The sequence below is a fragment of the Streptomyces acidiscabies genome (assembly GCF_020010905.1).
Lineage (GTDB): Bacteria > Actinomycetota > Actinomycetes > Streptomycetales > Streptomycetaceae > Streptomyces > Streptomyces acidiscabies.
Map to the genome: position 1 here is coordinate 2,031,519 of NZ_JAGJBY010000002.1, position 22,779 is coordinate 2,054,297.

Annotated in this window: 20 protein-coding genes and 1 pseudogene; 14 read left to right on the forward strand and 7 right to left on the reverse strand. The window is 71.5% G+C overall.

Annotation, left to right across the window (positions count from 1 at the left end):
• Positions 1 to 90: 90 nt before the first annotated feature.
• Together J8M50_RS35970 and J8M50_RS35975 are read right to left on the reverse strand one after the other, a co-directional pair.
• Complete coding sequence (locus J8M50_RS35970) at positions 91 to 1,032, reverse strand: carbohydrate kinase family protein (protein ID WP_010353065.1); 942 nt, start codon at positions 1,030 to 1,032, stop codon at positions 91 to 93.
• 30 nt (positions 1,033 to 1,062) lie between these two features.
• Complete coding sequence (locus J8M50_RS35975) at positions 1,063 to 1,728, reverse strand: class II aldolase/adducin family protein (RefSeq protein ID WP_010353066.1); 666 nt, start codon at positions 1,726 to 1,728, stop codon at positions 1,063 to 1,065.
• A gap of 65 nt (positions 1,729 to 1,793) precedes the next feature.
• On the opposite strand from J8M50_RS35975, the gene J8M50_RS35980 reads away from it, so the two are divergent.
• Positions 1,794 to 2,432 carry a TetR/AcrR family transcriptional regulator gene (locus tag J8M50_RS35980; RefSeq protein WP_202950040.1) on the forward strand — a complete coding sequence of 213 codons (639 nt, stop codon included), beginning with the start codon at positions 1,794 to 1,796 and terminating at the stop codon, positions 2,430 to 2,432.
• Positions 2,433 to 2,705: 273 nt separating this feature from the next.
• Here the strand turns inward: J8M50_RS35980 and J8M50_RS35985 are convergent, their stop codons facing one another.
• Positions 2,706 to 3,266, reverse strand: coding sequence for a MarR family winged helix-turn-helix transcriptional regulator (locus tag J8M50_RS35985; RefSeq protein WP_050372165.1), 561 nt, complete (start codon positions 3,264 to 3,266; stop codon positions 2,706 to 2,708).
• 115 nt (positions 3,267 to 3,381) lie between these two features.
• On the opposite strand from J8M50_RS35985, the gene J8M50_RS35990 reads away from it, so the two are divergent.
• Entirely contained in the window at positions 3,382 to 3,894 is a 513-nt protein-coding gene (locus J8M50_RS35990) for a YceI family protein (RefSeq protein ID WP_010353069.1), read from the forward strand.
• A gap of 2 nt (positions 3,895 to 3,896) precedes the next feature.
• Here J8M50_RS35990 and J8M50_RS35995 read toward each other — a convergent pair whose 3' ends face one another.
• The gene (locus J8M50_RS35995) at positions 3,897 to 5,630 is read right to left on the reverse strand and encodes a hypothetical protein (protein ID WP_010353070.1); all 1,734 of its coding nucleotides are present in this window, start codon (positions 5,628 to 5,630) and stop codon (positions 3,897 to 3,899) included.
• A gap of 145 nt (positions 5,631 to 5,775) precedes the next feature.
• On the opposite strand from J8M50_RS35995, the gene J8M50_RS36000 reads away from it, so the two are divergent.
• The 4 genes from J8M50_RS36000 to J8M50_RS36015 all read left to right on the forward strand — a co-directional run bounded on the left by J8M50_RS36000 (position 5,776) and on the right by J8M50_RS36015 (position 8,920).
• A complete protein-coding gene (locus J8M50_RS36000; RefSeq protein ID WP_178854924.1) occupies positions 5,776 to 6,180 on the forward strand; it encodes a cell division protein SepF in 405 nt (134 codons plus the stop codon).
• Positions 6,181 to 6,615: 435 nt separating this feature from the next.
• A complete protein-coding gene (locus J8M50_RS36005; protein WP_223786377.1) occupies positions 6,616 to 7,905 on the forward strand; it encodes an AAA family ATPase in 1,290 nt (429 codons plus the stop codon).
• Positions 7,902 to 8,255 (forward strand): nucleotide pyrophosphohydrolase, encoded by a 354-nt coding sequence (locus J8M50_RS36010; RefSeq protein ID WP_040836167.1) that lies wholly within the window; start codon positions 7,902 to 7,904, stop codon positions 8,253 to 8,255. The genes J8M50_RS36005 and J8M50_RS36010 overlap by 4 nt, the downstream gene beginning before the upstream one ends.
• 188 nt (positions 8,256 to 8,443) lie before the next feature.
• Positions 8,444 to 8,920, forward strand: coding sequence for a DUF6099 family protein (locus J8M50_RS36015; RefSeq protein WP_010353074.1), 477 nt, complete (start codon positions 8,444 to 8,446; stop codon positions 8,918 to 8,920).
• A 548-nt stretch (positions 8,921 to 9,468) separates the two neighbouring features.
• Here J8M50_RS36015 and J8M50_RS36020 read toward each other — a convergent pair.
• A complete protein-coding gene (locus J8M50_RS36020) occupies positions 9,469 to 9,630 on the reverse strand; it encodes a hypothetical protein (protein ID WP_162947332.1) in 162 nt (53 codons plus the stop codon).
• A gap of 239 nt (positions 9,631 to 9,869) precedes the next feature.
• Between J8M50_RS36020 and J8M50_RS36025 the strand changes: the two genes are divergently transcribed.
• The 6 genes from J8M50_RS36025 (at position 9,870) to argF (ending at position 18,616) form a co-directional block, all read left to right on the forward strand.
• On the forward strand, positions 9,870 to 10,790 hold the full coding sequence (locus J8M50_RS36025; RefSeq protein ID WP_010353076.1) for an LLM class F420-dependent oxidoreductase: 921 nt from the start codon (positions 9,870 to 9,872) through the stop codon (positions 10,788 to 10,790).
• Between the two features lie 93 nt (positions 10,791 to 10,883).
• Positions 10,884 to 11,789, forward strand: coding sequence for a DUF4232 domain-containing protein (locus J8M50_RS36030; RefSeq protein ID WP_010353077.1), 906 nt, complete (start codon positions 10,884 to 10,886; stop codon positions 11,787 to 11,789).
• 106 nt (positions 11,790 to 11,895) lie between these two features.
• Positions 11,896 to 13,380 carry a 3' terminal RNA ribose 2'-O-methyltransferase Hen1 gene (locus J8M50_RS36035; protein WP_010353078.1) on the forward strand — a complete coding sequence of 495 codons (1,485 nt, stop codon included), beginning with the start codon at positions 11,896 to 11,898 and terminating at the stop codon, positions 13,378 to 13,380.
• Positions 13,377 to 15,926, forward strand: coding sequence for a polynucleotide kinase-phosphatase (locus tag J8M50_RS36040; RefSeq protein ID WP_010353079.1), 2,550 nt, complete (start codon positions 13,377 to 13,379; stop codon positions 15,924 to 15,926). Before J8M50_RS36035 ends, J8M50_RS36040 begins: the two co-directional genes overlap by 4 nt.
• 345 nt (positions 15,927 to 16,271) lie before the next feature.
• Entirely contained in the window at positions 16,272 to 17,495 is a 1,224-nt protein-coding gene (locus tag J8M50_RS36045; protein WP_010353080.1) for an arginine deiminase, read from the forward strand.
• 113 nt (positions 17,496 to 17,608) lie between these two features.
• Positions 17,609 to 18,616 carry an ornithine carbamoyltransferase gene (gene argF, locus J8M50_RS36050; protein WP_010353081.1) on the forward strand — a complete coding sequence of 336 codons (1,008 nt, stop codon included), beginning with the start codon at positions 17,609 to 17,611 and terminating at the stop codon, positions 18,614 to 18,616.
• Here argF and J8M50_RS36055 read toward each other — a convergent pair.
• On the reverse strand, positions 18,613 to 19,053 hold the full coding sequence (locus tag J8M50_RS36055) for an ATP-binding protein (protein ID WP_029183765.1): 441 nt from the start codon (positions 19,051 to 19,053) through the stop codon (positions 18,613 to 18,615). The two genes, argF and J8M50_RS36055, sit on opposite strands and share 4 nt — an antisense overlap.
• 223 nt (positions 19,054 to 19,276) lie before the next feature.
• Between J8M50_RS36055 and J8M50_RS36060 the strand changes: the two genes are divergently transcribed.
• Both J8M50_RS36060 and J8M50_RS36065 read left to right on the forward strand, forming a co-directional pair.
• The gene (locus tag J8M50_RS36060) at positions 19,277 to 20,104 is read left to right on the forward strand and encodes an enoyl-CoA hydratase family protein (protein ID WP_010353083.1); all 828 of its coding nucleotides are present in this window, start codon (positions 19,277 to 19,279) and stop codon (positions 20,102 to 20,104) included.
• Positions 20,101 to 22,353: a bifunctional salicylyl-CoA 5-hydroxylase/oxidoreductase gene (locus tag J8M50_RS36065; RefSeq protein WP_040836169.1), complete on the forward strand. Its 2,253-nt coding sequence runs from the start codon at positions 20,101 to 20,103 to the stop codon at positions 22,351 to 22,353. Before J8M50_RS36060 ends, J8M50_RS36065 begins: the two co-directional genes overlap by 4 nt.
• A 164-nt stretch (positions 22,354 to 22,517) precedes the next feature.
• Here J8M50_RS36065 and J8M50_RS36070 read toward each other — a convergent pair.
• Positions 22,518 to 22,766, reverse strand: a pseudogene (locus tag J8M50_RS36070) (PaaX family transcriptional regulator C-terminal domain-containing protein); the annotation flags it as partial.
• Between the last annotated feature and the right edge of the window lie 13 nt (positions 22,767 to 22,779).

The following is a 22,779-nucleotide window of genomic DNA, read 5'->3' on the forward strand; positions in this document are numbered from 1 at the left end:
GTGGGTCAAACCGGACTTCGCGCAGGTGGGAGCCGGGTCAACCCTGTCCCGCAAGATCGCAAAAAGTGCGTGTTGCCCCCTCCCGGGGCGTCAATCGCCCTTCAGTACAGGCGTGTTCGCGGCGAACTCGTCCGCCGTCGCCAGGTCGAAGTCCCCGTGGTCGCTCCCCAGTCCCTGCGCCACGAGAGCCGCCGCCGCGCACCCCAGCACCGCGGACTCCACGGCCGTACGCCCGAGCCCGAGCCCCCGCAGGAACCCGGCGGAGAAGGCGTCGCCGCAGCCGGTCGTGTCGACGACGTCGACCGCGAACGCCGGTACGGTCACGGCCTCTTGGGGCGTCACCACCAGCGCCCCGCGCGCCCCCATCGTCACGGCGACACACCCCACCCCGCGCTCCAGGAAGACCCGCGCCCCCGCCTCCACGCTCTGAGCGCCGGTGAACCCCACGACCTGGTCCTCGTTGGGGAGCAGATAGTCGACGTACGGCAGCGCGTCCGCGATCCAGTCGAACAGCCCGCTCTCACCGCCCGCGAGGATGTCCACCGAGGTGACGGTCCCCGCCTCCTGCGCGGGCCGCAGGATCTTCGCCGCCGCCTCCCCGCCCATCAACTCCGGTGCGCCCAGGTGGAGATGGGTGGACGCGGCGATCTCGGCGTGCGGGGCGTCGTCGGGGCCGTACGTGATGTTCGCGCCCAGCACGTGGAACGCGGGCCGGCTCCCGTCGGCGCGGATCGGCAGCACCGACGCGGAGGTCTGGGCGTCGTCCCGCCGTACGACGAGGGACGTGTCGACGCCGAACCTGCCGAGCAGGCTCAGCATCAGGTCTCCGATCGGGTCCGTCCCGATCGCGCCGGCGGTCCGGACTGCCGCGCCCAGCTTGGCCAGGGTCACCGCGGTCCCGGCCGCCGTGCCCGCCGGGCCGAACCGGATCTGGTCGACCAGTGTCGCCCCCTGTCCGTCCGGGATGGACTCGACGGGGCGGACCTGGACGTCGAAGACGTGTGCGCCGAGCGCTATGACCGACTGACTCACGGGGCTCTCCCTCTTCCTGGGCCGGACTCGTTACGGCTTCGCCGCGCGCGTACTGCCGTACCCGCTGTTCGACGCGGCGGTGATGACGGCTACTTGCTGCTCCTCGTCCAGTGCGCGCGGGGTGCCCAGCGCGGCGGCGCGCGCGTAGACGTCGCAGGCCCACTCCAGCAGGAGCGCGTTCTCCACGGCCTTCTCCAGCGTCGAACCGTGCACCACCGCACCGTGGTTGGCCATCAGCGCCGCCGACTTGCCCTCCAGCGCGGCGAGTACGTGACCGGCCAGCTCCGGGCTCCCGAACACCGCGAACGGCGCGACCCGTACGGCGCCGCCGAGCAGCAGCATCTGGTAGTGCACGCAGGGGAGTTCGTCGAGGACGAGGGAGAGGGCGGTGGCCCGGGGGGAGTGGGTGTGGACGACCGCGCCCGCGCCGAAGCGCTCGTAGATCCCGAGGTGCAGCTCCAGTTCGGAGGTGGGTGCCAACTCCCCTTCCAGCACCCGGCCTTCGAGGTCCACGACGGTCACCTCGGCGGGCGTGGCCCGGCCGAGCACCGCGCCTGTCGCGGTGACCGCGACGCCGTCGTCGGTCCGTACGCTCACGTTCCCCGCGGTGCCGATCAGCAGGCCCGCGTCCGCGAGCCGTCGACTGGCCTCCGCGACCGCGTGCCGCGCCTGTGCGGCCGGGTTCGCCTCCGTCATGACGCGAAAGGTAACCTGAACCTGAAACAAAGTCACGTTTGGTTTCAGGATTGGAGTGGGCACGCGTGGAACCTCCGGCAGGGCAGGGTGAGTTGAGCGGCGTACGGCTCAGGCGTACGCCCCGGCAGGCCCGTTCGGTGGAGAAGGTCGCGCGTGTGCTGGCGGCGGCGGAGCGGCTGCTCGCCGAGGAGGGTGTCGACGTCCTGACCACGACCCGGGTCGCGGCCGAGGCCGGGGTGTCGGTGGGGGCGCTGTACCAGTACCTGCCCGACCGGGACGCGATCGTCGAGGCGCTGGCCGGGCTGTATCTGGGGCGGCTGGAAACGGCGATGGAAACGCTTGTGCAACGCGCCGGGGAGGAGACCTGGGCCGACCCGGTCACCGTCCTCGTCGACGCCTTCGCCGGGCTCTACCGCTCCCAGCCCGGCTTCCGCGCGCTCTGGTTCGGCCGCCACCTCACGGAGGGCACGCGTGAGGCGGACCGTCGGCACAAGTCCGCGATGGCGGAGGGGCTGCATCGGGTTCTGGTCGCCCAGCACCTCCTCCCGGCCACGGAGGAGGCGGCGACGGCGTGCCGTACGGCGTTCCTGGCGGCGGACGCGGTGACGCAGGAGGCGTTCCGGGTGGACCCGGAGGGGGATGCGGCGCTCTTGGGGCAGCTCAAGGTGTTGCTGCGGGGGTATCTGGGGCTGCTCGGGGAGTAGGGGGCGGGGGAGGCGCGCGGCGGCGACGGGCGGGGTGCGGCGCCCGGCAAGCGGTTGCCGGGCCGTTTCTGTGGGGCGGGCCGCCGAGGGGGCGGTCGCCGGGCGTTCTCGCGGGGTGGTACGGCTCGCGGCGGCGGCTTCCGTGCGGCCGTACGGCTCCGCCGTCGTACGCGGCGGGGTGGCACGTGGTGGGGGCTGTGCGGGAGTCGAGTTGGTATTCCGCCGTCGTACGCGGCCGGGTGGCCCCTTCGCGCGGCAACGTCCAGGAAGCGGTTACTGCACCGTTTCCGGGGCCCGCTCCTCGCTGCCCGCCTCCTGCGCCGACCCCGCCTCGGTGCCCCCCGCCTCGCCCCCCGCCAGGTCCGGCAGCAGGCCGCACAACGCGTTCACCTCCGTCGGGCCCATCACCTCGCTCAGCGCTTCGCGGACCGTTGCCGCCAGCGTGCACGACGTTTCGCGCAGGAGGTCGCGGGCCTTGTCCGTGAGGATCACCGTGATGCCCCGCTTGTCGCCGCAGACCGAGCCGCGGGTGACCAGGCCGGCGTGCTGGAGGCAGGCGATCTGGTAGGTGAGGCGGGTCTTCGGGCGGCCCAGGAGTTCCGCGATCCGCGTCATGCGCAGGCCCTCGGGGTGGTCCGCGAGCAGGCACAGGACCAGGAACTCGTCGTGCGAGATGTCCAGCCGCTCCTTGACCAGCGTGTGCAGCCGTTGTTCCACCGCGCCGGTCGCGGCCAGCAGCAGCATCCACCCCCGCAGTTCGCGCGGCAGTTCGCCGCCCTCTGCTCTCCCAGGGCATTCAGGCAGGTCGGTGGGGTGTTCCTCGCTGGCGGCCATGACTTCGAGTGTATCGGCGGTCCGTTTTTCCCCACAGGGTTGTTCAGATTTGGATAACTGGGTACGCTTCCCTCGTCCAAATTTGGATGACCTTCTCGACCTGGAGTTGTGAGCCATGACCGTCGCCGTCGCAACAGGCATCTGGCAGCTGGACCCGACCGCCACCACCGTCGCGCTGAAGCACAAGACGATGTGGGGTCTGGTCACGGTGAAGGGCGTCTTCTCGGGCGTCACCGGCAGCGGTGAGGTCGGCGAGGGTTCCACCGCCACCGGCGTGTTCTCCGTGGACGCCGCGTCCATCGACACGAAGAACACGAAACGGGACGTCCACCTGCGCTCGGCGGACTTCCTCGACACCGACAACCACCCGGAGATCACCTACGCGGTGCGTACGGCGGAACTGCGCGGCTCGGACCAGGTGCACGTCACCGGCCAGCTCACCGTGCGCGGCATCAGCCGCCCGCACTCCTTCACCGCCGGTCTCGCGGACGCCGGCGCCGACGCGGTCACGCTCAACGCCGAATTCGTCATCGACCGCAAGGACTTCGGGCTCGACTGGAACCAGATGGGCATGATGAAGGACCAGACGACGATCACGGCCGCCCTGCGCTTCACCCGCACGGGCTGACGTCACCTCCGGCGCGGCAGCGGCAACGCCGCCTGGATGTCCTGGCTGGACAACGTCTGCGGGTCCCCCGTGAAGACCCGCAGCCGGATCCGGGGCCTCGAACTCCTCGCGGGAAGCGTGAACGTCCCACGGGGAGGCCGGAGTTCGTAACGCGCCGAGCTGTGCCCGGCCAGGCGTGCCGGTCCCGACACGACCGTCCAGTACGGGGGCATGCCCTGGCCCGTCGAGACCGTGAAGTGCGGTACGAGAGCGGTGCCTTCGACGTTCCGGACGTCAACTGTCAGACGGCTCAGGGCCCTTGGGGAGGCCAGCCGGACCGACGCGACCGACATCCTCAGCGGCGGCGACCCCGTCACCGCCAGCGCCGTACTCAACAGGGCGGGGACCAGGGCGAGTACGGCCGCCGGACGCGGTGACAGGAAGCGCGGTCTCGGTTGCCAGGCGTCCGCGAACTCCGACAGGGGTGCGGTCAGCGCCGAGAGCAGCCACAGGGGCGTCATCATCAGGTAGTACCCGTCCTGCGAGCGGGTCGCCACGAAGAACGCCAGCCACGGCAGGACGGTCGCGGCGGGGCCCAGGCGGCGTACGAACAGGACGTACAGGGCGAGCAGGCCCGCCGCGAGGAGCATGCTCGCGTGGGAGTACCAGTCGAGGCGGTCGCTGCCGTCCGTCAGGTACAGGGAGATGCCCACCAGGCCCTGGCCGTGGACGACCGCGCCCTGTGTGAGGGGGAGCGCGATGCCCTCCAGCCATGTGCCGGGTTCGTGGACGGCGAAGTACGCGTTGATCGCCAGCCATGTCGCCGCGGTGATGCCGAGCAGGCGCAGGACGATGCGGGCCGCCTCGCGCGGGCCCAACTCGCCCCGGCGTACCGCGTAGATACCGGCCAGCAGGAACGGCGTGACGAACCACGGGAGTTGCTGGGCCGCGCAGGCCGCGCCCAGCAGGATCGCGCGGGTGATGCCGGAGGAGCCGAGACGGCCGCCCCGGCCCGCGCGGGGCCAGCCGATCACCGTCGGCATCAGGAGCGCCAGCGCCAGGATCGCCGGGTAGCCCTGGCGGCCGTACATCGGCAGGAAGCCGAAGCCGAGGCAGAGCATCGTCACCGCCGGGCGCCACGGGCGGGGGAGCAGGCGCCAGACGGTGACCGTCGAGACCAGCAGGGCCGTCGTCGCCATCGCCGTCGCGGGGGTGCCGCCGTGGTGGAGCCACAGGAACGGGGCCGTCAGGAGCGGGGCGAGCGGGGGGTAGCCGTACGTGTAGTCGTAGCCGCCGTAGATCGTCTGCGTCAGCGCGATGTTCGGCTTGAAGAGTTGCGGCCAGGGTTGGCCGTAGATCGCGTGGCCTCTGATCAGCTCCTGCGCGGCCTTCGTCGTGAGGGCGGACTCGTCGCCGCCCTGGTGGGAGACCAGCCAGGCCGCCGTGACAAGGATCACCGCTGTGACCAGGACGGTCAGGTCGATCCTGGCGAGGAGGCGGGCCGTGCGGGTTGTCAGGGCCGCGACTCCGGAGAGCAGGATCGCCGCGTAACAGACCGAGATCGCGGCGGCCAGTGGGGGGTGGTGCGAGGCTGCCTGCGCCCAGACGTCGCGGGTGCCGATGAACAGGCTCGCCGCCGACAGGAGCGTCAGGATGCGGTGCCACTGTGGGGGTGCGGGGTCTTCGGTGCGGTTTTCGGTACGGGTTTTGGTGCGGTTTTCGGTACGGGGGGACGCCGCCGGCCTGGTCTCTGCCATGTGCACGGCAGGGACGCTATGCGGAGGCGTTGAAGGGGGATGCGGAGTCGGGTGTGAACGGGGTGAGAACGGCCGTGTTGCTGTCGCGGTCCGTGTCGCTGTTGGGCCGAACGGGTGACATGGCGTAAGAATTGGCTGGTGCAGGATGGAACGCGAGTCAGTTCGGGGGGTGCCGGTGAACCGCTACGACGTCACCGATGAGCAGTGGGAAGGGCTCGCCCAGGTCGTGCCGTTGCGAGGCCGCGACGCGTGGCCTTCGGCGGTCGACCACCGCTCCCTTCCGGAGCCGGACACCGAGGCGCGCCGCCGCTTCGTGGTCCTCAGGATCAACATCTTCGCGGACGCGAGAGAGGTGGCGGAGACGCTGATGGCCGGTATCCCGGTCCTCCTCGACCTCACCGGCGCGGAGACGGAGGTAGCCAAGCGCGTCCTCGACTTCTCCACGGGCGTGGTGTTCGGCCTGGCGAGCGGGATGCACCGGGTGGACCGCAACGTGTTCCTGCTGACGCCGCCGGGGACCGAGGTGAGCGGGATCATGGAGGGGGTTTAGGCGGGGTGACAGGGGGCGCCGAGCGAGCGCTGGGCGCTCCGGTGATGCCGGGAGCAGGCCGGGGCGATATCGGGTGCGGGGGAGCTGAACCGGCGGGACAGGGGTGCTGAGGCAGGTGTTTCGGCGGGGTCGGATTCGCCTTGCCGGATCGGCGGTCGGGGGGGAGGGCTTTTCGGCGGTTGCTTCTCGCTGAGTGGCCGCTCAGGTCTCGCCCTTCGGCCGTGCCGGAGTTCGTACCGGCGTCAGGCTCGATGGTGCGTCCGCTCTCTTTTCAGCAGCCTGGCCGGCACCACCTGGCAGACAAACCCGACAGTCGCACCATCGCCGGTTTCGGTCAGCGGCGTTGACCGGATTCCGGTGTGCCGGTCGCTCGTTCGGGGGAACGTGCGGTGGGCGGAACGGTTCGCCGCCTCGGGGAACTTCTACGGTCCGGGCATGACCGGATCCCGTTCGTCCCGTGCGTCGCTGTCGCAGCAAGCGGTGGTGCGGAGCCCGCGCGCGCCGCGTGTGCCGCCGCCCCGTAGCCGCGCCGCGGACGGGGCGAGGGCCGTCTCCGGGATCGCCTCCGTGGTCGCGGCCCTTCCTCCCGTCCCCTTCGGGACGCTGGACAGCCGGGTGCGGCGGCCTTGCGTCACCGAGCTGCGGCTGTCCGCGTACGCCAACCACCGGCGCGGGGTGTACCCGCTGGGGCCGGTGACGCTGTTCAGCGGGCGCAGCGGGAGCGGGAAGAGCGGCGCCCTGCGGGCGTACGGGGCGCTGTCGCGGCTGGGCGGCGGGAGCGCGGTGCGGGAGGTGTTCGTCGACGTCGGGGAGTGCGTGCCCGTGTGGGCGCGGGCCGACCGGCAGGGGCGGCGGGGGTTCCGGATCGGGTGTACGGCGGACGGTCCCGAGGGGCCGGTCGCGCTCGACCTCGCCGTACAGGCCGAACCGCGCGTGCGGATCGTGGGGGAGCGGCTCAGCGCGGGCGGCACCGTGCTGCTGGAGACGGCGTTGCGCGATCCGACCCGGCCGTACGTCGACGCCGCTTGGTACACCGGCGGCTCCTCCCCGAGGATCCGTGCGCCCTTCCCGGACGACCGGCTCGTCACCGCGATGCTGCCGCTGCGGATTGCGGGCAGCACCGGCGGCCAGCGCCAAGTGCTCGCCGCCGCCGAGCAGATGGTCGTCGCCCTGCGGTCGGCGTTCTTCTGCGACCCCCGCCCCGACCTGATGCGCGTCCCGGTCCTGCCCGGCTCCGGGCGGCTGATGGCCGGCTGCGACAACTTCGCGGACGTGGTCTTCCGCACCCGCGCCGAGTGCGCCGCCCGTCACGCGGCGCTGGTCGTCGCCATGGACGCCGGATGCGCGGGCCCGGTCCTGGACGTGCGCGCCGAGGCGACGAGGGACGGCCGCCTGCACGCCGTACTCGACCGGGACGGAGGGACCACCGCGCTGCCCCGGCTCGGTGACGGCGAACTGCGCCATCTCGCCCTCGCGCTGATCCTGTTGACCGGCTCCGGCGTCCTGACGGTCGACGCCCCGGGTGAACTCCCCACCGCCCTCAACACGTTGACCGTCCTGGCCGACAACTTCGACTCCTGCCTCGACCTGCGCCAGCGCCACGCGCTGCTCGAACTCGCCGTCCTGATGGCCGATCGCGGGCACGTCCGGCTGATCGGTACGTCGCCCGACGCCTCGTGGGCGGACGGGGCGGGCGGGGTCACGGTGGTACACCTTGACGGGTGACAGGAGAGACGACCCCCCTCGACGTGCCGGAACTTCAGCGCAGGCTGGCGGAGTTCGCCGCCGCCCGCGACTGGCAGCCGTTCCACACCCCGAAGAACCTCGTCGCCGCGCTCAGCGTGGAGGCGTCCGAACTCGTGGAGATCTTCCAGTGGCTGACCCCTGAGGAATCGGCCCGGGTGATGTCCGATCCGGACACCGCCCACCGGGTACGGGACGAGGTCGCCGACGTGCTCGCGTACCTGCTCCAGCTCTGCGAGGTGCTCGGCGTCGACCCGCTCGCCGCGCTCGCGGCGAAGATCGAACGCAACGAGAAGCGGTTCCCGGCGGGGGGCGCTGCCGAAGCGGAATGAGGACGGTGGCGGAATGCTCACGTCCGGTATCGCTGTGCGTAATCGTTCCGGCGTCCGAAACCGATTTGTTGTCCACAGATTTCCGCCTTCCTCTGGCTTTTCGCCTCACGGTCCCTCACTCTGGGTAGTGGACTGGTGTGTTGAGGCGGACGCGTGAGGAACGGGTCCTGGACGGACGGGGGTGGCCCATGGATGCGGTGCGGCTCATCCTGGCGAGCCGGTGGGCGCTGGCGAGGGGTGGTGACAGTGCCGAACTCCTCGTGGAGGTGTGGCAGGCGCAGGCTCTCGCGCAGGCGATCGGCAGCCGTCTCGCGGTCTCGGGGCCGCCTGAGCTGCGCGGCGAGGCCCTGGGGCTGACGGAGCTGGCGGGCCGGGGCTGCGGGGTTCTCGACGCGCCGGACCTCGCGCCCGAGGATCTGCGCGCCGCCCAGCTCACGGACCTCGACGACGCCCGCCAGGCCCTGCTGTGCCTCGGCGGCCTCCTGGGCGAGGTCGGCATCGCCCTGGTCGGCCTCGCCTCCACGGCTCCCGACCAGGCGACGTACTGGCAGTGCATGGAGGCCATCGACGCGGCGGACGAGTCGAGGGACCGGGTGCTGGAGATGCTGCGGAAGCTGGCGGCGAAGGAGGCGGCGTTACCGGAGAGATCGGGGGATGCGGTGTGAGGTGAGGGGCGTGGGTGAGGTGGGGGTCGGGTGGCGCGGCGAGGTGGATGGTGCGGTGTGTCTGAGGGAGCGGGGGAACTCAGGGGCGCGGCGTGCATCGGGGATGCGGTGGGCATCAGGGGCGCGGCCTGCGTCGGGGGATGCGGTGGGAGGGGGTGGCGTCGAGAGGACGCGGGGTGCGTCGGGAACATGGCGTGCGTCGGGGACGCGGCTTGCATCGGGGGACGCGGTGCGAGAGGGGGGCGGCGTCGAGAGGGGATGCGATGCGAGGCGGCGTGGCGTACATCGGGAACACGGCGTATATCGGGGGGCGCAGCCTGCACCGGGGGACGCGGTGTGAGAGGGGCGGCGTCGAGAGGATGCGGCGGGCGTTGGGGGTGCGGCGGACATCGGGGACGCGGCCTGCATCGGGGACACGGTGCGAGAGAGGGCGGCGTCGAGAGAGGGTGCGGCGTTCCTCGCGTGATGCCGTGTTGAAGGGACGCCGGCCCTTGTTCAGGGCCGGTCGAGAGGCCGGGGGCCTGGTGTGGGCCGGTTCCCTGTGGGAGTCAGGCGGGCTCGCCCTCCTCGGACGCCGCCCGCGGCGAACTCCCGGTCGACTGAAGGTCCGCGTCCAGTGCGGACAGGTCCGCGTTCAACGACGCCATCAGCTCCTCCATCTGCTGAAGCAACCCCTTCGGCTGCCCGGCAGAGCCCAATTCCTCGGACATGACGGCCTCCTCGGCCCGCGACCCCTCCAAGGGGCCGACGCGGGTGACATCCCGGCGTTGACCTGCCGGGCACGGGTGCCGGGCGGTCCGGCTCCGACGTCCCAACGATCATCGCGGGGGCCGGTCACTGCCCGACGCGCCCGGCGCCCGCGAGATTCACCCGGGAGGGGAGCCCGTGGGGTGCGCGTGACCGGCGGGGTTGACGATCGCAAGGATGTACGAGGTGCGAGCATGGCCCCATGGATCTCCGTATCTTCACCGAGCCCCAGCAGGGCGCGAGCTACGACACCCTCCTCTCCGTCGCGAAGGCGACCGAGGACCTCGGCTTCGACGCGTTCTTCCGCTCCGACCACTACCTCACCATGGGCGGCGACGGCCTTCCCGGACCCACCGACGCCTGGCTCACCCTCGCCGGACTCGCCCGCGAGACCAAGCGCATCCGCCTCGGCACCCTGATGACCGCCGCGACCTTCCGCCTCCCCGGCGTCCTCGCGATCCAGGTCGCCCAGGTCGACCAGATGTCCGGCGGCCGGGTCGAACTCGGCCTCGGCGCGGGCTGGTTCGAGGCGGAGCACGCCGCGTACGGCATCCCCTTCCCGGCGGAGAAGTTCGGCCGCCTCGAAGAGCAGCTGGAGATCGTCACCGGGCTGTGGAGCACGCCGGTCGGGGAGACGTACGACTTCCAGGGCACCCACTACACGCTGACCGACTCGCCCGCGCTGCCCAAGCCCACGCAGCCGAAGATCCCGGTGCTGATCGGCGGCGGCGGCCCCAAGCGCACCCCGCGCCTGACGGCCCGCTACGCCGACGAGTTCAACATGCCATTCGCCTCCGTCGCGGACACCGAGAAGCAGTTCGGCCGGGTCCGCGCGGCCGTCGAGGAGGCGGGCCGTCCGGCGGACGCGCTCACCTACTCCACCGCGCTGGTCGTCTGCGTCGGCAAGGACGACGCGGAGGTCGCCCGCCGCGCCGCCGCGATCGGCCGCGAGGTCGACGAGCTGAAGGAGAACGGCCTCGCGGGTACGCCCGCCGAGGTGGTCGAGAAGATCGGCACGTACGCGGAGATCGGCTCGACGCGGTTCTACCTCCAGATCCTGGACCTGGCGGACCTGGACCACCTGGAGCTGATCTCGTCGCAGGTGCAGACGCAACTGGGCTGAGCCGAGGGGCGGGTGAGGTCTGTGACACGGCTGTGACCGGAGGTGTGGCTTCCGCCACAGCCCCGTGATCGTGTCGCCTGGTGAGGTGGCCCGATGCGCAGACTCCCGCTTCTCGTTCCGGCCCTCGCCGTCCTGTTCGCCGTCACCGCTTGTGGCGCGGAGCGGGCGGGGGACGCCGGGGCGAGCGGCAGCGCGGGGCGCTCGGGGGCGTCCGCCGTTCCGGTCACCGACCCCGGCATCGACGGTGTCCGCATCACCTCCGTGAGCCTGCCGTCCTCGCCGTCCCCCCGGCCCAGCGGTGACTACGTCGTCCGGCCGGACAGCCTCGCGAGGCTCACGGCCGCGTACGAGGTGGTCAACAAGGGGGCCGCGACGATGACGTACACCGTCACCGTGTCCTTCCGGTCCGCGTCCGGCGGGGCGATGGACAACCGGACGGTGACCGTGAACGCGGTCGCGCCCGGGAAGACCGTCACCGGGACGACGGAGGCCATCGGGGTCGCCGGGGCTGTCACGGCCAAGGTCATCAAGGTGGCCAAGGTCCCCACCGCCGAGGCGCCTTCGACGGGCGGCGCCTGTCCGGCCTCGGGGGTCCGGGTGTACGCGGACCAGGGGGACGCGGCGATGGGGCTCAGGGTCGTCGGCATCCACCTGGAGAACTGCGGCACGGCCCCGTACTCCCTGGACGGCTACCCGGAGCTGACCCTCCTCGACGACCAGTACCGGACCGTCGACGGCGTCAAGATCCTCAAGGGCACCGGCGACATCCCCATGGCACCCGACAGCGCCCCGCCCACCCGGATCACCCTGAAACCCGGCGAGCGGGCCCGGTCCGGACTGGCCTGGCGCAACACCACCGGCTTCGGAGACGCGGAGAACGTCCCCTACGTCCGCGTACGCGCCAGGTCCGGCGCCGACCCGGTCGTCATCTCCCCGTCCCTGGACCTCGGCACCACCGGCCAACTCGGCGTCGGGGCGTGGGAGCTGGAGAAGCGCTGAGCCTCCTCCCCCCCCGGCCGGCATAAAGCAAAGGCGCCGGTCAGGCGGGGCGTGAGAAAGTCTGTGCGACCGCTTTCACCCACCTTCCACCCGGCCGGAGAGGCCCATGTTCCTGACCATCACCACCACCGGCACCCCAGAACGCCCGGCGACGGACCTCGGCTACCTGCTGCACAAGCATCCCGACAACGCGCAGACGTTCTCCACCTCCTACGGCACGGCACACGTCCTCTACCCCGAGGCGGACGCCGATCGCTGCACAGCGGCGTTGCTGCTGGAGGTGGACGCGGTGGCGCTGGTCCGGCGGGGCAAGGGCAAGGGCCGGGGCGGCGCCCCGGACGCGGCGCTCGCGCAGTACGTCAACGACCGCCCGTACGCGGCGAGTTCACTGCTCGCGGTGGCGGTCGGCGCCGTGTTCTCCAGCGCGATGAAGGGCGCGTGCCACGCTCGCCCCGAACTCCCGTCCCAGCAGCGCCCGTTGCGCATCGAGGTCCCCGCCCTGCCCGCCCGCGGCGGCGCCGCCCTCGTACGGAACCTCTTCGAGCCGCTCGGCTGGAGAGTCACCGCCGAACCGGTCGCGCTGGACGCCGAGTTCCCGGAGTGGGGCGACTCGCGGTACGTCCGACTCGTCCTGGAGTCCGAGGAGTTGACGCTCTCGGAGGCGCTGCGGCACCTGTACGTCCTGCTCCCGGTCCTCGACGACGCCAAGCACTACTGGGTCACCTCCGAGGAGGTCGACAAGCTGCTGCGGGCCGGCGAGGGCTGGCTCGCCGAGCACCCGGAGCAGAAGCTCATTACCAGCCGCTACCTGTCCCGCCGTTGGTCCCTGACCCGGCAGGCCCTGGAGCGCCTCGAACTGGTCCGCCTCGCGGAGACCGACGACAGCGAGGTCGAGGAGATCGACAACGCGGTCGAGTCGGAGACGGAGGCGGAGGAGAAGCCGACCCCGCTGGCCGTCCAGCGCCGCGAGGCGATCCTCGCCGCACTGCGCGCCGCGCAGGCGTCCCGCGTCCTCGACCTGGGCTGCGGCCAGGGCGAGTTGGTGAAGGAGCTGCTCAAGGACGTCCGGTTCACGGAGATCGTCGGCCTCGACGTGTCCGTGCGCGCCCTCACCATCGCCGCCCGCCGCCTCAAGCTGGACCGCATGGGCGAACGCCAGGCGTCCCGGGTCACCCTGCGCCAGGGCTCGCTGGCGTACACCGACAAGGGGCTCAAGGGGTACGACGCGGCTGTACTGAGCGAGGTCGTCGAGCACCTCGACCTGCCGCGCCTGCCCGCCCTGGAGTACGCCGTGTTCGGCGCCGCGCGCCCGCGCACGGTCCTCGTGACCACGCCGAACGTCGAGTACAACGTCCGCTGGGAGACGCTCCCCGCCGGGCACGTCCGGCACGGCGACCACCGCTTCGAGTGGACCCGCGAGGAGTTCCGCACCTGGGCCGGTCAGGTCGCCGAACGACACGGCTACGACGTCGAGTTCACGCCGATCGGGCCCGACGACCCCGAGGTCGGACCGCCGACCCAGATGGCGACTTTCACACAGCAGACCGAGAGCCAGAAGACCGAGCCCCAGAAGGAGGCGAACGCGGCATGACCGAGCAGCACACCAGGGGACGCGAACTCCCCGTCACCGACCTGTCCCTCGTCGTCCTCGTCGGCGCCTCCGGCTCCGGCAAGTCCACCTTCGCCGCCCGGCACTTCAAGCGCACCGAGATCATCTCCTCCGACTTCTGCCGGGGCCTGGTCTCGGACGACGAGAACGACCAGAGCGCCACGAAGGACGCCTTCGACGTCCTGCACTACATCGCCGGCAAACGCCTCGCCGCAGGCCGCCGCACGGTCGTCGACGCGACCAGCGTCCAGCCCGACGCCCGCCGCCAACTCATCGACCTGGCACGGAAGTTCGACGTCCTCCCGATCGCGATCGTCCTCGACGTCCCCGAGGAGGTGTGCGCCGAGCGCAACGCGTCCCGCAGCGACCGCGCCGACATGCCGCGCCGGGTCATCAAACGGCACATCGGTGAACTCCGGCGCTCCCTCAGGCACTTGGAGCGCGAGGGCTTCCGCAAGGTGCACGTCCTGCGCGGCGTGGCGGAGATCGACGCCGCGACCGTACGCACCGAGAAGCGCTTCAACGACCTCACGCACCTCACCGGACCGTTCGACATCGTCGGTGACATCCACGGCTGCGGGAGCGAACTGGAGTCGCTGCTCGGCAAGTTGGGGTACGTCGACGGGGTGCACCCGCAGGGCCGTACCGCCGTGTTCGTCGGCGACCTCGTCGACCGGGGCCCGGACAGCCCGGGGGTGCTGCGGCGCGTCATGTCGATGGTCAAGTCCGGGAACGCGCTGTGCGTGCCGGGCAACCACGAGAACAAGTACGGCCGTCACCTCAAGGGCCGCAAGGTCCAGCACACCCACGGACTCGCCGAGACCATCGAGCAGATGGCGGGCGAGAGCGAGGAATTCGTCACCGAGGTACGGCAGTTCATCGACGGGCTGGTCAGCCACTACGTCCTGGACGGCGGGAAGCTCGTCGTCTGCCACGCCGGGCTGCCCGAGCACTACCACGGCCGTACGTCGGGGCGGGTGCGCTCGCACGCGCTGTACGGCGAAACGACCGGGGAGACCGACGAGTTCGGGCTGCCGGTGCGGTACCCGTGGGCCGAGGACTACCGGGGGAGCGCGGCCGTCGTCTACGGGCACACGCCGGTTCCCGAGGCGACCTGGCTCAACAACACCATCTGCCTGGACACCGGCGCCGTGTTCGGCGGCAAGCTGACCGCGCTGCGCTGGCCGGAGCGCGAACTCGTCGACGTACCCGCCGAGAAGGTCTGGTACGAGCCGGTGAAACCGCTGCGCTCGGAGGCGCCGGGCGGCCAGGACGGCCGTCCGCTGGACCTCGCCGACGTGCACGGGCGGCGGATCGTGACGACCCGGTACGAGGGGTCCACGCGGGTGTCCGTCCGCGAGGAGAACGCGGCGGCGGCGCTGGAGGTCATGAGCCGGTTCGCGATCGACCCGAGGCTGCTGCCGTACCTGCCGCCGACCATGGCGCCGACGCCGACCTCCCACGCCGAGGGGTACCTGGAGCACCCGGAGGAGGCGTTCGCGCAGTACGCCGGGGGCGGGGTCCAGCGGGTCGTGTGCGAGGAGAAGCACATGGGGTCGCGGGCGGTCGTCCTGGTGTGCCGGGACGCGGAGGCGGCACGGAAGAGGTTCGGGGTGGACGGGCCCACGGGGTCGCTGTACACCCGTACCGGCCGTCCGTTCTTCGACGACGCCGCAGTCACCGAGGAGATCCTCGGCCGGGTCCGGGCTGCGGCTGACGCGGCCGGGCTCTGGGAGTCCCTGGAGACCGACTGGCTGTTGCTGGACGCCGAGTTGATGCCGTGGTCGTTGAAGGCGACCGGGCTGCTGCGGTCCCAGTACGCCGCTGTCGGCGCGGCCTCCGGGGCGGTGTTCCCGGGTGTGCTGGACGCGTTGTCGCAAGCGGCCGAACGCGGCGTCGACGTGGGCGAGTTGCTCACCCGGCAGCGTGAACGCGCCGCCGACGCCTCGGCGTTCACCGACGCGTACCGGCGGTACTGCTGGCCCACCGAGGGCCTGGACGGCGTCCGCCTGGCGCCGTTCCAGTTCCTCGCGGTCCAGGGCCGCAGCCTCACCGCGCTCCCGCACGACGAGCAACTCGCCCTGCTGGACCGGCTGGTGGAGCACGACACCACCGGCCTGCTCCAGACCACGCGTCGCCTGTACGTCGACACGACCGACCCCGAGTCGGTCAAGGCCGGCGTCGACTGGTGGCTGGAGCTGACCGGCGCGGGCGGCGAGGGCATGGTGGTCAAGCCCCTCGGCGCGGTGGTCCGCGACGGGGAGGGCCGCCTGGTCCAGCCCGGCGTCAAGGTCCGTGGCCGGGAGTACCTCCGCATCATCTACGGCCCGGAGTACACCCGCCCCGACCAGCTGTCGCGCCTGCGGGGCCGCTTCCTGAACCACAAGCGTTCCCTCGCGATCCGCGAGTACGTCCTCGGCCTGGAAGCCCTGGACCGCCTCGCGGAGGGCGAGCCGCTGTGGCGCGTCCACGAGCCGGTGTTCGGGGTCCTGGCCCTGGAGTCGGAGCCGGTGGACCCGAGGCTGTGAGGTGAGGGGGCCCGGCCCGGGGGAGTCCCTTCCGGGCCGGGCTGTGGGGCGGGGCGTCTGCGGGGTGGCCGGCAGCGCAGGGCATCGGGGGGCCCGGGGCCCTTCTGGCGAGCCTCCCGGCTCCGGCCGTCCGCCGGCCGCGTGCGGAGTTCCCGGCCGCGCTGCCGAAAGGCCCGCGTGTCCGCCTTCGGCGGGAGGGGGCCACGCCCTGGGGCGGCGGCTGTACTTCCCGTACCCGGACACCTCGACTCCTGGGCCGAGCCGGCACCGCCGGAAAGCGCCATCCGGCAGAAAGTCCCTCCTCGAAACCGGGTGAACCCGCCCCCCGATGGTCAGGATGGAGACATGGCATTCCACGTCGACTCCGAAGCCGGGCGGTTGCGCCGCGTCATCCTGCACCGGCCTGATCTGGAGCTCAAGAGGCTCACGCCCACCAACAAGGACGCCCTTCTCTTCGACGATCTGCTCTGGGTCCGGCGCGCGAGGGCCGAGCACGACGGGTTCGCGGACGTGCTGCGGGACCGGGGTGTCGCCGTCCACCTGTTCGGCGACCTCCTCACCGAGACGCTCGCGCTCCCGGCCGCGCGGACCCTCGTACTCGACCGCGTCTTCGACGAGAAGGAGTACGGCCCGCTCGCCACCGACCATCTGAGATCCGCCTTCGAGACGCTGCCCTCCGCCGAACTCGCCGAGCTGCTCGTCGGGGGCATGACCAAGCGGGAGTTCCTGGAGGGGCATCCCGAGCCGACCTCCGTCCGGTTCCATGTCATGGAGCTGGACGACTTCCTGCTCGGCCCGCTGCCCAACCACCTCTTCACGCGGGACACGTCCGCCTGGATCTACGACGGTGTCTCCATCAACGCGATGCGGTGGCCGGCGCGGCAGCGGGAGACCGTGCACTTCGAGGCGATCTACCGGCACCATCCGCTGTTCCGGGACGAGAGGTTCCACGTCTGGTCGGAGGGGCAGGCGGACTATCCGTCGACCATCGAGGGCGGGGACGTCCTCGTCATCGGCAACGGCGCCGTGCTGATCGGGATGAGTGAGCGGACCACCCCGCAGGCCGTCGAGATGCTCGCGCACAAGCTGTTCGCGGCGGGCTCGGCGGAGACGATCGTGGCGCTGGACATGCCGAAGGGGCGCGCGTTCATGCACCTCGACACGGTGATGACGATGGTCGACGGCGACACGTTCACGCAGTACGCGGGGCTCGGCATGCTGCGGTCGTACACGATCGAACCCGGCGTCGGGGACAAGGAACTCAAGGTCACCGACCATCCGCCGGAGCACATGCACCGGGCGATCGCGGCGGCGCTCGGCCTGGACCAGATCCGGGTGCTGACGGCGACGCAGGACGTGCACGCGGCGGAGCGCGAGCAGTGGGACGACGGCTGCAACGTGCTGTGCGTGGAGCCGGGGGTCGTCGTCGCGTACGAGAGGAACGCGACCACAAACACCCACCTGCGCAAACAGGGCATCGAGGTGATCGAGATCCCGGGGAGCGAGCTGGGGCGGGGGCGGGGCGGGCCGCGCTGCATGAGCTGTCCGGTGGAGCGGGACGCCGTATGAGAGCCGTACGAGGGAAGCGTGCGCATATCGTCGTACCGCTATCTGTATAGAAATGCTGAGCGTCGTATAGACTTCCACAGGTCAGTCAGTTCACGTACCTCTGGAGCGCCCCCATGGCGACAGTCCCGACCGCCCTCGCCGGCCGCCACTTCCTCAAGGAGCTGGACTTCACCGCCGAGGAGCTGCGCGGTCTGCTCGCGCTGGCCGCCGAGCTGAAGGCCGCGAAGAAGGCCGGGACCGAGACGCGCCGGCTGACCGGCAAGAACATCGCGCTGATCTTCGAGAAGTCCTCGACGCGTACGCGCTGCGCGTTCGAGGTCGCCGCCGCCGATCAGGGTGCCTCGACGACGTACATCGACCCCTCGGGCTCGCACATCGGCAAGAAGGAGTCCACGAAGGACACCGCGCGGGTGCTCGGCCGCTTCTTCGACGCGATCCAGTTCCGCGGCGACGCGCAGGGGACCGTCGAGGAGCTGGCCGAGTACGCGGGCGTCCCCGTCTACAACGGGCTCACGGACGACTGGCACCCGACGCAGATGCTCGCGGACGTCCTGACGATGACCGAGCACAGCGCCAAGGAGCTGACCGGCATCTCCTTCGCCTACCTCGGCGACGCCCGCTTCAACATGGGCAACTCGTACCTGATCACCGGCGCCCTGCTCGGCATGGACGTCCGGATCGTCGCGCCGAAGCAGTACTGGCCCGCGCAGGAGATCGTGGACCGCGCGCAGGCGCTCGCCGCGAGCAGCGGTGCGCGGATCACGCTGACGGAGACCGTCGCGGAGGGCGTCAGCGGCGCCGACTTCGTCGCGACGGACGTATGGGTCTCGATGGGCGAGCCCCAGGAGGTGTGGGCGGAGCGGATCACCGCGCTCGCGCCGTACGCCGTGACCATGGACGTCCTGCGCGCCACCGGCAACCCGGACGTCAAGTTCCTGCACTGCCTGCCGGCCTTCCACGACCTGGGCACGAAGGTCGGCCGCGAGATCCACGAGACGTACGGCCTGGAATCGCTTGAGGTCACCGACGAGGTCTTCGAGTCGGCGCACTCGGTGGTCTTCGACGAGGCGGAGAACCGGATGCACACGATCAAGGCGATCCTGGTGGCGACGCTGGCCTAGGGCCGCATCGGGATCACGGAGAGCCGGAACCACACCGCCTTGCCCTTCTCCGTAGGCCGGTGGCCGCAGGAGGAGGACAGGGAGCGGATCAGCAGCAGGCCGCGGCCGTGCTCCTGCCACGGGTCGGGGTCGCCGCCGGACGGCCGGGTCAGTTCGCCCGGCGCGGCCGGGTCCTGGTCGTGGACCTCGACCTGGCAGCCGCTCGGCAGCAGATGGACGACCAGCTCTATCGGCTCGCTGCCCGTCGTGTGCTCGACCGCGTTCGCCACCAGCTCGGCCGTCAGCAGCTCCGCCGTGTCGCTGTCCGCGCCGTGCTCGACCTCGGCCAGCGCCGTACGGACCAGGGCGCGCGCGACGGGTACGGCGGCGGCGGTGTGCGGCAGCGCGATGCGCCAGGAGGCTGAGGGCGGTCGTTCAGGCAAGGCGAGTCCGTTCATGGCGCAGGTTCCCGAGATCCACATCAGGCCGTCCTGCTTTCAACTTTGTGGAATGGTACGGCGGCCCCCGGCCCTGGCGCACCAGGAGAGGCCACCGGCACTTACCCGTCCCAACGGCCCCACCCGTCACGCCGATCCCGCTGTTACCGCCTTGTCGACGACCGGTGACACTGCTATATCGACCTCGTGACGACAGTCACGTACGAGTGATAACTTCTAGGGCGTGAGTCCCTTCACCGGATCCGCCCCGCGCACGCCCCGTTGGGAACACCTCCACTACGACGTCACCGACACCGTCGCCTCCGTCACGCTCGCGCGCCCCGCCAAGCTGAACGCCCTGACCTTCGGCGCCTACGCCGACCTGCGCGATCTCCTCGCCGAGCTGTCCCGGGAGCGGTCCGTGCGGGCGCTCGTGCTGCGCGGGGAGGGGCGCGGGTTCTGCTCCGGCGGCGACGTCGACGAGATCATCGGCGCGACGCTGGCCATGGACACCGCCCAGCTCCTCGACTTCAACCGGATGACCGGGCAGGTCGTACGGGCCGTGCGCGAGGCGCCGTTCCCGGTGATCGCCGCCGTGCACGGGGTCGCGGCCGGTGCCGGGGCCGTCCTCGCGCTCGCCGCCGACTTCCGGGTCGCCGATCCGACCGCCCGGTTCGCTTTCCTGTTCACGAAGGTCGGGCTGTCCGGCGGGGACATGGGTGCGGCCTACCTCCTGCCGCGCGTCGTCGGCCTCGGGCACGCCACGCGGCTGCTGATGCTGGGCGACCCGGTGCGGGCGCCCGAAGCCGAACGCATCGGTCTCATCAGCCAGTTGACCGAGGAGGGCGGCGCCGACGAGGCCGCCCTCGCGCTCGCCCGCCGCCTCGCCGACGGGCCCGCCCTCGCCCACGCCCAGACCAAGGCGCTGCTGACGGCCGAGCTGGACATGCCGCTCGCGGCGGCCGTCGAACTCGACGCGAACACGCAGGCGTTGCTCATGAACGGCGCCGACTACCGGGAGTTCCACGCCGCGTTCACCGCGAAGCGCCCGCCGAAGTGGCAGGGGCGATGACCGGCCGGATAGCGGTCATAGGCGGCGGACCCGGCGGGCTCTATACGGCGGCCCTCCTCAAACGCCTCGACCCGGCACGGGAGATCACCGTCTGGGAGCGCAACTCACCCGACGACACCTTCGGGTTCGGCGTCGTCCTCTCCGACGAGACGCTCGGCGGCATCGAGCACGCCGACCCGGCCGTGTACGCCGCGCTGGAGCGGGAGTTCGTCCGCTGGGACTCCATCGGGGTCACCCACCGGGGACGGCACCACGTCTCCGGGGGACACGGGTTCGCGGCTCTCGGCAGGAGACGGCTGCTGTCCGTCCTGCACGACCGCTGCCGCGAACTCGGCGTCGACCTGCGCTTTCGCACCGAGGCGCCGTACCCGGCGTGGCTCTCCGAGACGTACGACCTCGTCGTCGCCGCCGACGGCGTGCACAGCGCGACGCGGGAGACCTTCGCCACCGCGTTCCGGCCCCGGATCACCCCCCACCGGTGCCGGTACATCTGGCTCGGCGTCGACATCGCCCTCGACGCGTTCCGCTTCGACATCGCGGAGACCGACGCGGGGATCGTCCAGCTCCACGGGTACCCGTACGCGCCGGACGCCTCGACCGTCATCGTCGAGATGCGTGAAGAGGTGTGGAAAACAGGGGAGTTCAGCATCGAGAGGTGCGCCGACCTCTTCCGGGAGGCCCTGCGCGGGCGGCCCCTGCGGTCCAACAACTCCGCCTGGACGGTGTTTCGTACGGTCGTCAACGACCGCTGGTCCAGCGGGAACGTCGTCCTTCTCGGGGACGCCGCGCACACCGCGCACTTCTCCATCGGCTCCGGCACGAAACTGGCCGTCGAGGACGCGCTCGCGCTTGCCGCGTGCCTGGACGAACAGCCGGATGTGGCAAGCGCGTTGGCCGCGTACGAGGCCGAGCGGCGGCCCGTCGTCGCGTCCACGCAGCGCGCCGCGCGGGCCAGCCTGGAGTGGTTCGAGAACCTTCCGCTGTACGTCGGACAGCCGCCGCGCCGGTTCGCCTTCAACCTGCTCACGCGCAGTCGCCGGGTCACCCACGACAACCTGCGGCTGCGTGACGCCGGGTTCACGGCGTCCGTGGAACGGGAGTTCGGGTGTCCGCCGGGTACGCCGCCGATGTTCACGCCGTTGCGGCTGCGGGAGTTGACCCTGCGCAACCGGGTCGTCGTCTCTCCGATGGACATGTACTCCGCGATCGACGGTGTCCCCGGTGACTTTCACCTCGTCCACCTCGGCGCTCGCGCGCTGGGCGGGGCGGGGTTGGTGATGACCGAGATGGTGTGTGTCAGCGCGGAGGGGCGGATCACGCCGGGGTGTACGGGGCTGTACGACGATCGGCAGGGGGCTGCTTGGCGCCGGATCACCGACTTCGTGCACACGCAGGCGCCCGGGGCGGCGATCGGGGTGCAGCTCGGGCACTCGGGGCGCAAGGGGTCGACGAAGCTGATGTGGGAGGGCATCGACGAACCCCTTCCGGACGGCAACTGGCCTGTGGTCGCCGCCTCGCCGCTGCCCTACCGTGCGGACAGTCAGGTTCCGCGCGAGCTGACTCGCTCCCAACTTGCCGCGATCCGAGGCGAGTTCGTGAAGGCCACGACGCGTGCCGCCCGCGCAGGGTTCGATCTCCTCGAACTCCACTGCGCGCACGGCTACTTGCTTTCCGGCTTCCTCTCGCCGCTGACCAACCACCGCACGGACGTGTACGGGGGCTCCCTCGCGGGGCGGCTCCGCTTTCCGCTGGAGGTCTTCGATGCGGTACGGGAGGCGTGGCCGTCCGAACTCCCCCTGACCGTACGGATATCCGCCGCCGACTGGTCTCCCGGCGGCACGACTCCCGAGGAGGCCGTCGGGATCGCTCGCGCCTTCGCCTCCCACGGCGCCGATGCGATCGACGTTTCCACAGGGCAGGTCGTCGCCGATGAACACCCTGACTTCGGCCGCTCCTACCAGACCCCGTACGCGGACCGTATCCGGGGCGAGGTGGGTGTTCCGGTCATCGCCGTGGGCGCGATCTCGTCGTGGGACGACGTCAACTCCCTGATATTGGCGGGCCGTACGGATCTCTGTGCCCTTGGCAGGCCGCATCTGTACGACCCGCACTGGACGTTGCATGCGGCTGCCGAGCAAGGGTATGAGGGGCCGGGGGTGGTGTGGCCGTTGCCGTATCGGGCGGGGAGTAGGCGGCCGATGACGGGCCGGACGGATGGGCCTAAACCTCGGTTGCGGCTGGGGGGTTGAGGCGTCTCACTCGGTGCTGCTCGGCCCGGATGGCCGGCCGATCGGGCGGGCCCAGACCCAGCCGGGCGGCCCCATGCCTGGCTGCGGCTGGGGGGGTGCTGAGGCGCCTCATTCGGTACCGGCCGGGCGGGCCCGAACTCCGGTTGCGGCTAGGGAGTCGCGCCTCACTCGGTGCCGTGCGTCGCCCCCGGCCCGGCCAGTACGAACCCCTCGCCCGCGTCCCGCAGCCGTGCGTGCAGTGCGTGGAAGACGTCCGCCGATCGCACCCCCGGCCAGTTCGCCGGCAGCAGCCGTGCGGGGAGCCCCGGGTCGGCGTACGGCAGGCGCCGCCAGGTGTCCAGCGCTAGCAGGTAGTCCCGGTACGCCTCCTGCGGCGGCGTGTCGGAGCGCTCCCGCCAGGCCCGGATGACCGGCCGGGCCCAGACC

Excerpts from the sequence above, each read along its gene's own strand:
- J8M50_RS36005 (WP_223786377.1), top strand. The coding sequence starts at position 6,616 with ATGACCGGATCCCGTTCGTCCCGTGCGTCGCTGTCGCAGCAAGCGGTG.
- J8M50_RS36055 (WP_029183765.1), bottom strand. The coding sequence starts at position 19,053 with ATGAACGGACTCGCCTTGCCTGAACGACCGCCCTCAGCCTCCTGGCGC.
- J8M50_RS36035 (WP_010353078.1), top strand. The coding sequence starts at position 11,896 with ATGTTCCTGACCATCACCACCACCGGCACCCCAGAACGCCCGGCGACG.
- J8M50_RS36000 (WP_178854924.1), top strand. The coding sequence starts at position 5,776 with ATGGAACGCGAGTCAGTTCGGGGGGTGCCGGTGAACCGCTACGACGTC.
- J8M50_RS35985 (WP_050372165.1), bottom strand. The coding sequence starts at position 3,266 with ATGGCCGCCAGCGAGGAACACCCCACCGACCTGCCTGAATGCCCTGGG.
- J8M50_RS36015 (WP_010353074.1), top strand. The coding sequence starts at position 8,444 with ATGGATGCGGTGCGGCTCATCCTGGCGAGCCGGTGGGCGCTGGCGAGG.
- J8M50_RS35975 (WP_010353066.1), bottom strand. The coding sequence starts at position 1,728 with ATGACGGAGGCGAACCCGGCCGCACAGGCGCGGCACGCGGTCGCGGAG.
- argF (WP_010353081.1), top strand. The coding sequence starts at position 17,609 with ATGGCGACAGTCCCGACCGCCCTCGCCGGCCGCCACTTCCTCAAGGAG.
- J8M50_RS36020 (WP_162947332.1), bottom strand. The coding sequence starts at position 9,630 with ATGTCCGAGGAATTGGGCTCTGCCGGGCAGCCGAAGGGGTTGCTTCAG.
- J8M50_RS36045 (WP_010353080.1), top strand. The coding sequence starts at position 16,272 with ATGGCATTCCACGTCGACTCCGAAGCCGGGCGGTTGCGCCGCGTCATC.
- J8M50_RS36040 (WP_010353079.1), top strand. The coding sequence starts at position 13,377 with ATGACCGAGCAGCACACCAGGGGACGCGAACTCCCCGTCACCGACCTG.
- J8M50_RS36025 (WP_010353076.1), top strand. The coding sequence starts at position 9,870 with ATGGATCTCCGTATCTTCACCGAGCCCCAGCAGGGCGCGAGCTACGAC.
- J8M50_RS36030 (WP_010353077.1), top strand. The coding sequence starts at position 10,884 with ATGCGCAGACTCCCGCTTCTCGTTCCGGCCCTCGCCGTCCTGTTCGCC.
- J8M50_RS35990 (WP_010353069.1), top strand. The coding sequence starts at position 3,382 with ATGACCGTCGCCGTCGCAACAGGCATCTGGCAGCTGGACCCGACCGCC.
- J8M50_RS36065 (WP_040836169.1), top strand. The coding sequence starts at position 20,101 with ATGACCGGCCGGATAGCGGTCATAGGCGGCGGACCCGGCGGGCTCTAT.
- J8M50_RS35995 (WP_010353070.1), bottom strand. The coding sequence starts at position 5,630 with ATGGCAGAGACCAGGCCGGCGGCGTCCCCCCGTACCGAAAACCGCACC.